Annotated in this window: 13 protein-coding genes; 4 read left to right on the top strand and 9 right to left on the bottom strand. The window is 40.3% G+C overall.

Annotation, left to right across the window (positions count from 1 at the left end; translation table 11 throughout):
* Positions 1-687 precede the first annotated feature (687 nt).
* Together hemB and yihA are read right to left on the bottom strand one after the other, a co-directional pair.
* Entirely contained in the window at positions 688-1710 is a 1023-nt protein-coding gene (hemB, locus tag B8983_RS12705) for a porphobilinogen synthase (protein ID WP_084285647.1), read from the bottom strand.
* Positions 1711-1725: 15 nt separating this feature from the next.
* Positions 1726-2376, bottom strand: coding sequence for a ribosome biogenesis GTP-binding protein YihA/YsxC (gene yihA, locus B8983_RS12700; RefSeq protein WP_084285646.1), 651 nt, complete (start codon positions 2374-2376; stop codon positions 1726-1728).
* 72 nt (positions 2377-2448) lie between these two features.
* On the opposite strand from yihA, the gene B8983_RS12695 reads away from it, so the two are divergent.
* On the top strand, positions 2449-3141 hold the full coding sequence (locus tag B8983_RS12695) for a c-type cytochrome (RefSeq protein WP_084285644.1): 693 nt from the start codon (positions 2449-2451) through the stop codon (positions 3139-3141).
* 187 nt (positions 3142-3328) lie between these two features.
* Here B8983_RS12695 and lysA read toward each other — a convergent pair whose 3' ends face one another.
* Positions 3329-4612 carry a diaminopimelate decarboxylase gene (lysA, locus tag B8983_RS12690; protein WP_084285642.1) on the bottom strand — a complete coding sequence of 428 codons (1284 nt, stop codon included), beginning with the start codon at positions 4610-4612 and terminating at the stop codon, positions 3329-3331.
* Positions 4613-4615: 3 nt separating this feature from the next.
* Positions 4616-4879 (bottom strand): LPS translocon maturation chaperone LptM, encoded by a 264-nt coding sequence (gene lptM / locus B8983_RS14410; RefSeq protein WP_084285640.1) that lies wholly within the window; start codon positions 4877-4879, stop codon positions 4616-4618.
* A 55-nt stretch (positions 4880-4934) separates the two neighbouring features.
* Here lptM and cyaY point away from each other — a divergent pair, with 55 nt between their 5' ends.
* Complete coding sequence (gene cyaY / locus B8983_RS12680; RefSeq protein WP_084285638.1) at positions 4935-5297, top strand: iron donor protein CyaY; 363 nt, start codon at positions 4935-4937, stop codon at positions 5295-5297.
* Here the strand turns inward: cyaY and B8983_RS12675 are convergent.
* From B8983_RS12675 to B8983_RS12655, 5 genes are read right to left on the bottom strand one after another with little or no spacing between them, the layout of a single operon-like run.
* On the bottom strand, positions 5294-6424 hold the full coding sequence (locus B8983_RS12675; RefSeq protein ID WP_084285634.1) for a deoxyguanosinetriphosphate triphosphohydrolase: 1131 nt from the start codon (positions 6422-6424) through the stop codon (positions 5294-5296). The genes cyaY and B8983_RS12675 overlap by 4 nt on opposite strands.
* Complete coding sequence (gene aroB, locus B8983_RS12670; protein WP_084285631.1) at positions 6424-7506, bottom strand: 3-dehydroquinate synthase; 1083 nt, start codon at positions 7504-7506, stop codon at positions 6424-6426. The genes B8983_RS12675 and aroB overlap by 1 nt, the downstream gene beginning before the upstream one ends.
* The gene (locus tag B8983_RS12665; RefSeq protein WP_084285627.1) at positions 7503-8027 is read right to left on the bottom strand and encodes a shikimate kinase; all 525 of its coding nucleotides are present in this window, start codon (positions 8025-8027) and stop codon (positions 7503-7505) included. Before B8983_RS12665 ends, aroB begins: the two co-directional genes overlap by 4 nt.
* Before the next feature lie 55 nt (positions 8028-8082).
* Positions 8083-9192 carry a secretin GspD/PilQ domain-containing protein gene (locus B8983_RS12660; RefSeq protein WP_084285624.1) on the bottom strand — a complete coding sequence of 370 codons (1110 nt, stop codon included), beginning with the start codon at positions 9190-9192 and terminating at the stop codon, positions 8083-8085.
* Positions 9189-9983, bottom strand: a complete 795-nt coding sequence (locus tag B8983_RS12655) for a hypothetical protein (protein WP_084285622.1) — start codon at positions 9981-9983, stop codon at positions 9189-9191. Before B8983_RS12655 ends, B8983_RS12660 begins: the two co-directional genes overlap by 4 nt.
* A gap of 107 nt (positions 9984-10090) precedes the next feature.
* On the opposite strand from B8983_RS12655, the gene B8983_RS12650 reads away from it, so the two are divergent.
* Together B8983_RS12650 and B8983_RS12645 are read left to right on the top strand one after the other, a co-directional pair.
* Positions 10091-12331, top strand: a complete 2241-nt coding sequence (locus B8983_RS12650) for a penicillin-binding protein 1A (protein WP_084285619.1) — start codon at positions 10091-10093, stop codon at positions 12329-12331.
* 33 nt (positions 12332-12364) lie between these two features.
* Entirely contained in the window at positions 12365-12925 is a 561-nt protein-coding gene (locus B8983_RS12645; protein WP_084285617.1) for a transposase, read from the top strand.
* Positions 12926-12950 lie beyond the last annotated feature (25 nt).

Genomic DNA, 12950 nt, shown 5'->3' with positions numbered 1-12950 from the left:
CGCCGATGATAGTGCGGATTACCCGTGTGAAAGTAGGTAATTGCCAGGCACCTTTAAGAAAAACCCAGATCTAACGATCTGGGTTTTTTGCTTTGTGGGGTTTTTACTTTATTACTCCTATTTCTACTTCCTATCTTCTAGCTATCACTTAGACTTCTCTTTGTGGGGAGGTGTTTTTTTAGGAAATTAATCTTTCCAACCAATGGTAAGCAGTTGGCAAAATTTGAGATTATCTTGTTAGAGGTCATTTTAGATACCGTTATAACCAACATTGACTTTGTATTTTCGAGCGCATTGACGCCGTCAATATCTTTTTGAAATAATAAAACACGACAAAAACAAGGTGTTCACATTCCTTCAACAAGGTGTGATGTATGTAAGACCTACGTAAGGATTCCGTTTTGACTCAGTAAGGACTTCATGTAGGCTGAGGATAAGATTTGTTTACGAATAGCCCGACTTCGCTTACTTTATCAAAGGGCTACAACTACAGCGACTAATCTCTGCTTAAAACTATCTCAGATGTTTCTTCCGAATCTATATAGATAGCATGCTGGTGACAAATGAACCATAAGATGTTCAAAGTCAGTCATTGCAACAAGTCAGCAATTCATAATGCCAAAACCATGCAGAGTGATAGCACTCACATTACCTAACTGATAGAAATTAATGAATAGAGATTAAGAATTATTTAGATTGATTTAACAACTTTGCCGCATCAATCGCAAAGTAAGTCAAAATACCATCAGCCCCAGCTCTTCTAAATGCCATTAGAGACTCAATCATTACCTGATCATGGTTAAGCCAACCATTGGCTGAAGCTGCCTTCAGCATCGCATATTCACCGCTTACTTGATAGACGAAAGTTGGATAGGAAAATTCTGACTTGACGCGACTCAGGATATCAAGATAAGGCATTCCTGGTTTAACCATGACCATATCAGCGCCTTCCGAAATATCCAAAGCAACTTCTCGAAGAGCTTCGTCACTATTGGTGAAGGACATTTGATAGGTTTTTTTATTACTTTTACCTAAATTCTTCGCAGAGCCAACTGCGTCTCTAAAAGGACCATAAAAGGCAGAAGCATATTTAGCCGAGTAAGCCATGATTTGGGTGTGAATAAAGCCATTACTTTCTAAAGCTTGTCGAATTTTGCCAATTCGACCATCCATCATGTCAGATGGAGCAACAATATCAACACCAGCCGCAGCTTGTACCAAAGCTTGCTTAACTAAAATTTCTGAGGTGATTTCATTTAAAACATATCCATCATCATCAATGACTCCATCTTGACCATGACTTGTATAAGGATCAAGGGCAACGTCAGTCATGATGCCAAGATCAGGAAAGTGCTCTTTAAGTGCTTTAACCACCCTTGGAACTAAACCATTAGGGTTGTATGCTTCCGCACCATCAAGTGACTTCAAAGGTGCTTCAATGACTGGAAAAAGCGCTAGTACAGGAATCCCTTGTTCAACACACTCTTTAGCAATATTCAATAAATGATCCAAAGAAACACGAAATACACCGGGCATAGAAGCAACCGCATCTTTTTTATTTGAACCTTCCTGCACAAACACAGGATAAATAAAGTTACGAGGACTAAGATCAGTTTCTTGAACTAATTTCCTAGACCAGTCATGCAGACGTGATCGTCTAGGGCGATGGGTAGGAAATTGTAAAGAAACGTTCGAAGATTGGTTAGCCATATAGTCCTAGCAAAGTTAAATACTTATGTTGGAATCGTCAGATAAACCCAGCCATTTACAAACCAAATCATCTGCCTCTTCAATCCCAATGCGTTTAATACTAGAAAACAACTGTGCAGTTAAGGTACCAAACTTGGGTTTCGTTGAATTTAATAATTTTAGTTCATCACGGACAGACTTTAAAACTAGTGCTTTATCTGATTGATTTAATTTATCAGCTTTAGTAACAAGAATATGTACAGGTTTACCTGTAGGACAAAACCATTCAAGCATATTACGATCAAGATCTGTCAAACCACGACGAGAATCAACGATAAGAACCATGCCCTTTAATTGGGCGCGTTCTTGTAAATACGAACTTAATAGTTTTTCCCAGTGCGCTTTTATTTTAAAATCAACCTGTGCATACCCGTAACCCGGTAAATCAACTAAATGACCAAGTAGGGTCTCATCTTTATCGGGAATACAGAAATAATTAATATGTTGAGTTCGTCCAGGCGTCTTACTGGAAAAAGCTAATCTTTTTTGATTACACAATAAATTAATCGCTGTGGATTTACCTGCATTTGAACGACCTGCAAATGCGATTTCAGGGATCGGATCTTTGGGTAAATCAACTAAGTGATTTACCGTAACAAAAAACTTAGCTTGTTGAATTTTTGACATAATGATCCATTTTATGAAGGTATTGTAAAATTACAAAGATAAAATTAACTCAATTACTTGGGAAACTAATAAATGCAAGCCATTACCTTAAAAAAACTTTCATCTAGCCTCAGATATGCTGTTGTATCAACTGCGTTAGCGTCTTTAGCCGCAAGTATTTGCATCTCGAACCTAGCAAATGCAAATGAGCCTTCCGCACCGCAAAAAATTGATATTAAAGCAGGTGAAGCACTCTATTCTAACGGAGATGCTAGCAAAGGAATCACAGCTTGCGTAGGTTGCCATGGACCAAATGGTAATAGTGCTTCAGGCGCATGGCCAAAATTAGCAGGCCAACATGCTGGATATGTCAGCATGCAGTTAAAACACTTTAAAGCAGGAGAACGCGCAAACCCAGTCATGATGGGAATGTCTGCTATGTTACAAGAAACAGATATGGCCAATATCTCTGCATACTTAAATAAACAAGTGGCTAAACCAGGAACAGCAAAAATTAAAGAAACGATTGAATTAGGTCAAAGCATCTATCGTGGCGGTATTGCTGCTAAAAACGTTCCTGCTTGTGCATCATGCCACGGCCCAGCAGGCGCTGGTGTGCCAGTTCAATTCCCGCGGGTTGGCGGACAATGGGCTGAGTATACAGAGACGCAATTGATTTCATTTAGATCTGGCGCCCGTAAAAATGTACAAATGAATATGATTGCAGCCAAACTTTCAGATACAGAATTAAAAGCAGTCGCAGACTATATCGCTGGCTTGCATTAATTCAGCGGTAAGCTTCAATAAAAAAACCTCCAAGTTGTCAACTGGAGGTTTTTTTACGTCTGATAAAAATGAAAAGTAAAACCAATTATTTGGGACAAAAACTAGAGAAAAAACTGAACCTTAAACGACGCTATTCAATAGAGGTTTTAAAACCAAAAAATCTTTAATTATTAAGAACTTAAAGCGATTATGAGAGGGTTTTTTCACCTTGCAGTAATTGTTCAAAGGTTTCGCGCTCCCTCACGACATGTACCAAAGAGCCATCTACTAAAATTTCAGCAGCCCTTGGGCGCGTATTGTAGTTAGAGGACATGCTAAAACCATATGCTCCAGCGGATAAAATTGCTAAAACATCACCAGGTTGAATTGCTAAAGTCCTATCACGACCAAGCCAATCACCCGTTTCACAAACGGGTCCTACAACGTCATACAAAGTGGGTTCGACATGGGTTGACTGGACAGGAACAATCGCATGATAGGCTTCGTACATTGATGGACGCATTAGGTCATTCATTGCCGCATCAACAATACAAAAGTTTTTGGTTTCACCGGGTTTTAAATACTCGACTAAAGTAAGTAGCACCCCAGCATTACCAACCAAAGATCTACCAGGTTCAAAGATAACTTCCAATTGTTGAAAACCTTTTGACTCAATATGATCCAATAAAGTATTGGCGAAATAGGTGATATCTGGAGGAGTATCTCCACCATAATCAATTCCAAGACCGCCACCTATATCTAAGTGATGAATAGTAATACCAAGTGATTCGAGTTCACTAATTAAGGATAACACTCGATCAAGGGCATCTAAGAACGGACTAATATCTAAAATTTGAGAACCAATGTGGCAATCAATCCCAAGGATTTGAATGTTTGGCATTTGATGAGCCACTTGATAAGTATGAATAACATCCCCGAAAGAGATGCCAAACTTATTGTCTTTTAAGCCCGTTGAAATGTACGGATGCGTTTTCGCATCGACATCGGGATTTACGCGCAATGAAATTGGCGCCTTTAACTGAAGACTACCCGCAATTTCATTGATTCGCTCAAGCTCGGGAATCGATTCAACATTAAAACATTTCACACCAGCTTTCAAGGCAAGAGTAATCTCGGCCCGTGATTTACCAACGCCAGAAAAAACACAATCAGAAGCTTTACCACCAGCCGCTAACACACGTGTTAGTTCGCCACCACTCACTAAATCAAACCCAGTGCCTAATTTAGAAAAAATATTCAAGATTGCTAGATTGCTATTTGCTTTCATTGCAAAGTGAACGCGTGCACGCCGCGTCCCATCTTTTCTATAACAAGCTTTATCGTACGCAGAAAATGCATGCGTGAGAGCTTTTTTTGAATAGACATAACAAGGAGTACCAAATTCATTTGCAATCGCCTGAAGAGATACGTTCTCTGCAAACCATTGGCCATGTTGCTCTGTGAAACCGATTAATTGGGGAAGTGAAGACATAAATTAATTTTTAATAGTTGGGCTAAAAGTCGTCATATTATCTGACGGAATCGAAGTGGGTTTTGAATCGTTGCTGCCTGCAGATTTAGGAGCTGACTGGTTTGAAGTCACTTTTTCTATCGGATAAAGTTTCCCAACAGGCTCCTCTGCGCTTGGTTTGGTAGGCATTGGACTGGGCGGCGGTAAAAAAAGAGGGCCCTTAACACCACAGGCGCAAAGAAAAAAGAATAAAAAATAACTACAATAGGATTTAAAGGAATATTTCATTATTCATCAAGTGGAAATTCAAAGCAAAAACAACATAAGGCTGACTGAATATATCATGCAAAACCCAATAGAAAAAATTGAAGATTCCGAATTTAAAGAATTCGCCAACTTAGCTATCGATAAAGTCGAGCAGGCCTTAGAAAAACTTTTTGAAACTACAGATTTTGACGTTGATACGGAAAGACAAGGTAGCAACGTTCTCAATATAAAGTTTCCCAATAATACCGTTATTGTAATTAATCTACAAACTCCTTTGCACGAACTATGGCTTGCCGCAAAAGAAGGTGGTTATCATTTTCGTTGGGCAGGGACCAAAGCATCGCCATTATGGCTTGATACGAAAACAAATGAAGAGTTTTTTACGGCAGTTTCAAGACATATATCAAAGCAGGGTGGCGTTAACTTAACCATTAATTAATGATTTAAACGCAAAAATTCTTTCTTCGCAAAGCGATCGGTCATCCCAGCAATATAGTGCGCTACGCGACGATGTGGGTCATAGTGCTGACCAGATAAAAAATGCGCAGGAATTTCATGTGGAAATGTCGTGTAGTGCTTAAACAAGAAGCGAACTTGTTCTGCCGCCTCCATCGTCACTTTCACTACTTGTGGGTGTCGATATAAGTTTTGAAACAAGAACCGCTTCAGTTCAATCACTTGTTCTTTGGTGGCTGGAGAGAAGCCAATCATCTGCGGCATCTGACGAACCTCGTCGATCGTCCTAGGTTGAAAATGATTTAATTGTTCTAAGGAATGACTTACTAAATCATTGACTAAGAAATGAATCATATGTCGAATGACCTCATGCTTAAGTCTTCGCTCATCAAGACCGGAATAGATTGCTTGAACTTTTTTGAGTTGTTCCTGCCAAATTGCGACTTGATGAAAGTCTGCCATGTGGAGTAACCCAGACCGAATCCCATCTTCGATATCATGATTGTTATAAGCAATCTCATCTGCCAGATTGGCCAATTGGGCCTCAAGACTGGGTTGCTTCCCATCTTCGAACCTGTTCGTCAACGGGCCTAACCAAGTCTTATGTAAATGAAGATTTTTATTCGAAAGGTGCTTCAAAATACCTTCACGCGTTTCAAAAGTAAGATTTAAGCCATCAAATGTCGGGTACCGAATCTCCAAAAAATCGACTACCCATAAACTTTGCAGATTATGTTCAAACCCAGAATGGTCTTTCATACAATCATTTAGTGCATCCTGACCAATATGCCCAAAGGGGGTATGACCTAAATCGTGAGCTAAACAAATTGCCTCCACTAGATCCTCCTGAAGATTGAGTCTCCTGGCAACGGACCGACCAATTTGGGCCACTTCTAAGCTATGCGTTAAACGGGTGCGAAAGTGATCACCTTCGTGGTTTAGAAAAACCTGGGTTTTATATTCAAGTCGTCTAAAGGCACCACAATGAATAATGCGATCACGATCTCTTTGAAAAGGATTTCTGCCTGAATTAGTCGGCTCTGTTTGTTCTTGGTGAACACGACCTTTGCTATTTTCAACCCTTACAGCATAGGATGCTGGGGTAGTCATTAAATAGCCCCAGCAACCTTTAAGGTGGAAATAACGAGGTCATCATCAACCTTTTGCACTTTGGCTTGACCTAACTCTTCGAGCACAATGTACTTAATTTGCCCCGACTCCGCCTTTTTATCATGCGACATATAGGATAAATACTTTGACGTGTCCCATTGGGGAGCCTTAGTCGGTAAATGTAGGGTTTGAATGATACGGATGAGGCGATTTTTATCTTCTAAGGATAGGTATCCGAGTTGTACGGAAAGTTCGGCCGCAATTGCCATGCCACAACCTACCGCTTCACCATGTAACCACTCACCATAGCCCATCCCCGTCTCAATCGCATGACCAAAAGTATGGCCAAAATTAAGGTGAGCACGAACACCACTTTCTTTTTCGTCTTGTGCTACGACTGCAGATTTAATCTCGCAGGACTTCACTACTACATGCTCTAGGCAACTTAAATCATAATTATTTAATGCTGCGGCATTGCTTTCAATCCAATCCAAAAAGAGGTGGTCAGCGATAGCGCCGTGTTTAACCACTTCAGCCAATCCTGCAGCTAACTCTCTTTTGGGCAGAGTGAGTAGTGTTTTTAAATCGATAATGACTGCGATTGGTTGATAAAAAGCACCAATCATATTTTTTCCGAGCGGGTGGTTGATACCGGTTTTACCGCCTACAGACGAGTCAACTTGCGAAAGTAAGGTGGTTGGAATTTGTACAAATTTAATTCCCCGCATGTAAGAGGCTGCAGCGAAACCAGCCATGTCTCCAATCACACCACCACCTAGCGCAAAGATGGTCGCTTTACGGTCAGCGTTTGATTCTAATAAGCCAGTGAAAATCGTTTGTAAGGTCTCCCATGTCTTAAAAGATTCACCATCGGGCAAAACAATCCGAATAACTTGCTGACCATTCGCCTTTAAACTGGCTTCTAATCGGTCAGCATATAAGGGCTCTACGGTCGTGTTGGTTACGATGAAAGACGCGCTGGAGGTTGCAAACTGGGAGAATAACTGAGCATCATCTAACAGATCTTGCCCGATAAAAATAGGGTATGAGCGGTCGCCAAGATTAACGTTTAAAGTTTTCAATTGAGTAACTCCAGTTGCATAACCAGTTGATTGGTTAATTGATTCACATTGGGTCTACCAGTATCAATAATTTGATGAGCGATTGAGGTATAAAGCGGATCCCGAATAGCAAACAATTCCCTAAACTTCTTTTGAGGATTAGGTGTGTTAAGTAAAGGCCTTGATTTATCGTGGCGAGTTCTTAGCCACAAATCATGTGGGTTTGCTCGCAAATAGATGACGTAGCCAAACTCGCGTAAATTTTCTCGATTTTCTGGTAATAAAACACTACCACCGCCGGTTGCTAACACAATATTGTCGAGCGCAACGAGGTCTTTAATAACGGATGCTTCACGTTTACGAAAGCCATCCTCCCCTTCCATTTCGAAGATGGTAGGAATTTTGACGCCACAACGTTTTTCGATTTCATGATCGCTATCAATAAAAACTTTGCCAAGTCTTTTTGCCAAGACTTTACCAACAGTCGTTTTACCTGCTCCCATTAAACCAACGAGGATAATATTATTTGGAACTCCATTCATAACCTCAATTTTACGGTGTCTTTTGGCTTACCAATAAAATCTGCAAAAAAATAGATTATTTTTGATGAATTAACTGCTTTCCATGATGGTCAATTAGAGAAGGGGTTAAAAAAACTAATAGCTCGGTTTTGTCTTTTAACTTGGTTTGATGCTGAAAAAACTTTCCAAAATAAGGAATATCACCCAAAAGGGGTATTTTGACGATGTCTTCCCGATCCGTTTGCAGATAAATACCGCCAATTACCACAGTACCACCATCTTCAACGAGGATTTTGGATTTAAGGTGCTTGGTGTTGATGGCAAATCCCTGTTCGGTTTTAATGCCTATCGAGTCTTTACTAATTTCTACATCTAAAAGAATATGTTGATCCTCAATGGTTGGAGTGACCTCTAACTTGAGATTCGCTTTGCGAAATTGAACTTTAGAACCATCTTTATTACTTGATTGGTAGGGAAGTTCAGTGCCCTGTTCAATGGTTGCGAGGGTTTTATTGGCTGTCACGATACGAGGATTAGCAATAATATTTCCTTGCCCATCTGATTCGAGTGCGGTTAACTCAAAATCTAAAAAGGGTAATACGCCTTTTTTGAGCATCGTAATGGCCGCAATGGGTGAATCAAAACCGTTGAGTCCGTTCGCGGATAAATCTGATGCAAATTTACCTTGAACTTTTGAAGAGCCTTGATGTTGATAGCCAAGCTTTACCCCCAAGTTTCTTGCAAATCGATAGTCTGCTTCAACAATTCTTGCTTCAATGAGGACTTGTTGAGATTTGGTTAAATCTGAAGTCTCTGTAGGTTTTGAAAAATAGTTCTTCATTTCCTGTAACTCTTTGGGTGCCCCGATAATCAGAGATTGATTGAGGTAAATGGATGATAAGCCGTGATTTGAAAGTAAATAAGCAAAAGCGACTTGCCACGGAGTGTTATTAAAATGTACCGACGTTTTTCCTTCGATTTTTTCAATCCCTATCATGCTGAGATTGCCTAGTTTTGCCAAGAAAGCAAAAGCATCTTTAATCGGAATTTCATCAAAATTCATTTGAATTGGATGATTCGGTAATAGATTATTTGACAAATCTTGATGGTTTTTTTCTTGAACACCTTTAGCTAAGGCAACAGAAGAAAATATCCAGAAGATAAAGCAGTAAAAAATAGTTTTCAAAATAATGGCTTTTTCCTAGTAATGTTTTGAATCATCCCGGTAGCATGGGAGAGGGTAATATGCTGGGGATAAATGGCGGTTAATTGCCAAGAGTCAATGAGCAATTGCCCCGTTTTAAGCTCTTTTTTTTCATCTTTCACGGTTATCAGTGCAATTGGTTGATCGGGAGTGCCAAAAAACCCCAGGTAAGACACGTTTTTCAATAAGTCACTTGGAGATGCTTTTTTGGGAGCCTGGAAAGTGGCGGGTTTATTGGCACTTTGCAGATGATTTTGTAAAGCGTTCTCGAGATTTTCAAGTTCGTTTGATAAATTCTCTAATTGGTTAAACACTTCCTCGGTTTCATCATTGGAAGAAGTTACTGTCTGCAAGCGATTCATGGACTCATCTAAAACTGAAACTTTGGCAGATGTTTGAACAATTTCTTGAGATAGTTTAGAAAATTCAGTCGAATAGACGAAATAACCAATGACACAAATCATCAGACTGAAGAAAAAACTCGCTCCTATGGTGATGAAGACAGATAAGTTACTAGTTAAAGCCTCTTTTTGTGGTAACTGCACCTTGTTAAATGCGCGTGCAGTGGAACGCTCTACTTTTTGTTTTTGGTTGACTGCGGTGGTTCGATTTGGAGTGGGTAATACCTCTCCTGTCTCTAAATCAACGGTTGACGCCTCATTAGTCATTGATTTATTTGATAAATCCCTCGTTGCAAGAGGGTCTTGAAGAAAATCTTCAAAACCATCTAGAGAGTCATCAAACGATTCGGAGGTTATTTTTCTATTGAACATAGTTTATTGTGGCAACTAACTGTCCTACTTGGTGCTGAAAACTGTGTCAGAAAAGTCTTACTCATTTAGACGGTGACGAACGAATCGATGGTATTTATAATTGCGATATGAAAAAACTACTTATTATTTTTGCAGCACTTGGTCTCAGTGGATTAATTGCAGCAGGATTATTAGGGGCTTATGCAGTTTTAATAGCGACCCCACACCTACCATCTCTTGAGGTAGTCAAAGATTACAGACCTAAAGTCCCCCTGAGAATTTTTACGAACGAAGGTATTTTGATTGGTGAATTTGGGGAGGAGAGAAGAAATCTCACACCAATTAATAATTTCCCAATGGCCCTTAAAAATGCAGTGATTGCCATTGAGGATGATCGGTTCTATGAACACAGTGGTGTTGATTTGCAGGGTTTCGCTAGAGCACTCGTAGCGAATTTAAGTGGACGTTTCAATCAAGGCGCATCCACCATTACGATGCAGGTGGCTAGGAATTTTTTCTTATCCAATGAAAAGAAATTAAGTAGAAAACTTTACGAAATATTACTTGCTTTCAAAATAGAGCAAAATTTATCCAAGGATCAAATTCTAGAGTTGTACATGAATCAAATCTACTTGGGTCAGCGCTCCTATGGCTTTGCGAGTGCGGCTAGGATTTATTTTGGAAAAAACGTTGCTGACTTAACGATTGCGGAGTCCGCTATGTTGGCTGGATTGCCGAAAGCGCCTTCTGCATACAACCCAGTTGTAAACTTTAGACGCGCCAAAATTCGACAAGAATACATTCTGCAAAGAATGCGTGATCTGAAATATATTTCTCCAGAACAGTATGCAACGGCGATGCTTGAGGAATTATTTGTCCGAGGTCTTGGCCGTGAGTTTGAGTTACATGCTGAATTTGTTTCCGAAAATGCCCGTCAACTTTTAATTGCGATGTATGGTGAAAATGTTTACCAACAGGGTTTGAATGTCTACACAACCATTAAAAAGGTTGATCAAGAGGCCTCCTATAGCTCATTGCGTAAAGGCATCATGGATTACGATTTCAAGCATGGTTATCGGGGACCAGAAGGCTTCGTTACTGTGCCCAATGTGGCCATTGATAGTAAAGAGATGAAAAGAGCCTTAGATGATGCCTTGATGGATCATCCGAGTAGTGATGAAATTTTAGCTGGCGTCGTGTTGAAATCTTCCATCAACGAGGTGAAGGTGTTTATCTCGACTGGTGAAGTGGTAGTCATGCAGGGAGAGGCCGTTAAATTTGCTAAAGATGCTTTAAGCCCTTCTGCCCAACCAAAAATGAAAATCTCCGTTGGCTCGATTGTGCGTGTGATGCCTAAAGTTGGTGGTGGATGGCAAATTACCCAGTTGCCTGAAGTTGAGGGCGCCTTGATCTCCGTAGATACAAATTCTGGAGCTATTTTGTCGATGACAGGCGGCTTTGATTTTAAAAGAAACCAGTTTAATCATGCCATGATGGCAGAGCGTCAGCCAGGCTCTTCGTTTAAACCCTTTTTATACGCTGCTGGTATTGAAAAAGGTATCATGCCAAGGACTATCGTCAACGATGGCCCTTTATCATTTAGTGGTGTTGAGACTGGTGGTAAGGCTTGGGAGCCTAAAAATTACGATGGCAAAATGGAAGGCTTGATGTCGGTTCGAACCGCTTTAGCCAAGTCTAAAAATTTGGTTTCTGTCAGAATTATGCGCGCTATCGGACCACACTATGTGCAAGACTTTATTCAACGGTTTGGCTTTGAACCTGAGAAAAATCCTCCGTATTTAACCTTGGCATTAGGTGCAGGATCTGCAACACCGTTACAAATGTCATTGGGTTACAGCGTTTTTGCAAATGGAGGTTATGAGATACAACCTTACTTAATTGACCGTATCGTTGATGCCAAAGGTAATGTCTTGTTTCAATCTTCCCCAAACACTGTTGAAGAGGGCGCAAAAAGAGTATTAGACGCAAGAACGGCCTTTGTCTTGGATAGTTTGTTGCAGGAAGTTACTAAATCAGGTACGGCGGCTTCAGCTAGAGGTCGATTAAAGAGATCTGATATCGCTGGTAAGACAGGAACTACCAATGATTCTCATGATGCTTGGTTTGCGGGATATAACCCCAAAGTTGCAGCAGTCGTTTGGGTCGGCTTTGATAAACCAAGAAGTTTAGGTGCAACTGAAACTGGTGGGGGTTTAGCGCTACCTATCTGGATCAATTATATGGCTCGAGCCCTACAAGGGTTGCCTGAAAATTCCCGTGAAATACCAAGTGGAGTGGTGTTGGAAGATGGTGATTGGGTTATTCCGGAGTTTAAAGAGCATGCTAAATATTCTAATTTAACTGACTAAACTTAACTTAACTTAACTGACTCAACCACCCACATGGCAAGAAAAGCACGGTTGCTATCTCCAGGGAGTCCAATGTATGTGCAGGCAAAAGGACTACCCTCATTAAAGATTTTTGCTAGTGATGAGATGAAATTAACTTTTTTGGCTTGGTTAAGGGATGCAGCCAAAACTTATCAACTGACGATTCATGCGTACAGCATTTTGCCAAATCAATTAGAGATGTTAGTGACCCCCAAAGATGAGTTCAGTCTTTCAAGAACAATGCAATCACTTTGTCGGCGATTTACCCAAAGATTTAATCAGCAACATCATAAAACCGGCACTGTTTGGCAGGGAAGGTATCATTCAAAAATGATTGAATCAGACCAAGATCTTTTGATGTGTCAGGCAATGATTGATTTGGGCAGTGTTAAAGAAAAATTGGTAACGCATCCCGAGCACTATATTTGGTCAAGTTATAGAATCCACACCGGTCAAGAATCGAATTATGGCCTAGTTGACGTTTTACCCTTTTGGCACTTAGGAAACACCCCTTTTGAACGCCAACAAAACTGGCGGAATTGGTTGACGGAATTATCATTCCAGCAGAGTTAATTAACTCTGTCCCCATTTCCACGGT

Origin of the sequence: Polynucleobacter kasalickyi (assembly GCF_900176405.1) — a bacterium.
Lineage (GTDB): Bacteria > Pseudomonadota > Gammaproteobacteria > Burkholderiales > Burkholderiaceae > Polynucleobacter > Polynucleobacter kasalickyi.
This window is presented reverse-complemented; position numbering and strand designations above follow the sequence as displayed.

Coding starts and splice junctions, on each gene's coding strand:
- B8983_RS12675 (WP_084285634.1), bottom strand. CDS start 6,424: ATGACTACCCCAGCATCCTATGCTGTAAGGGTTGAAAATAGCAAAGGT.
- B8983_RS12645 (WP_084285617.1), top strand. CDS start 12,365: ATGGCAAGAAAAGCACGGTTGCTATCTCCAGGGAGTCCAATGTATGTG.
- B8983_RS12695 (WP_084285644.1), top strand. CDS start 2,449: ATGCAAGCCATTACCTTAAAAAAACTTTCATCTAGCCTCAGATATGCT.
- B8983_RS12655 (WP_084285622.1), bottom strand. CDS start 9,983: ATGTTCAATAGAAAAATAACCTCCGAATCGTTTGATGACTCTCTAGAT.
- B8983_RS12665 (WP_084285627.1), bottom strand. CDS start 8,027: ATGAATGGAGTTCCAAATAATATTATCCTCGTTGGTTTAATGGGAGCA.
- lptM (WP_084285640.1), bottom strand. CDS start 4,879: ATGAAATATTCCTTTAAATCCTATTGTAGTTATTTTTTATTCTTTTTT.
- lysA (WP_084285642.1), bottom strand. CDS start 4,612: ATGTCTTCACTTCCCCAATTAATCGGTTTCACAGAGCAACATGGCCAA.
- B8983_RS12650 (WP_084285619.1), top strand. CDS start 10,091: ATGAAAAAACTACTTATTATTTTTGCAGCACTTGGTCTCAGTGGATTA.
- hemB (WP_084285647.1), bottom strand. CDS start 1,710: ATGGCTAACCAATCTTCGAACGTTTCTTTACAATTTCCTACCCATCGC.
- cyaY (WP_084285638.1), top strand. CDS start 4,935: ATGCAAAACCCAATAGAAAAAATTGAAGATTCCGAATTTAAAGAATTC.
- yihA (WP_084285646.1), bottom strand. CDS start 2,376: ATGTCAAAAATTCAACAAGCTAAGTTTTTTGTTACGGTAAATCACTTA.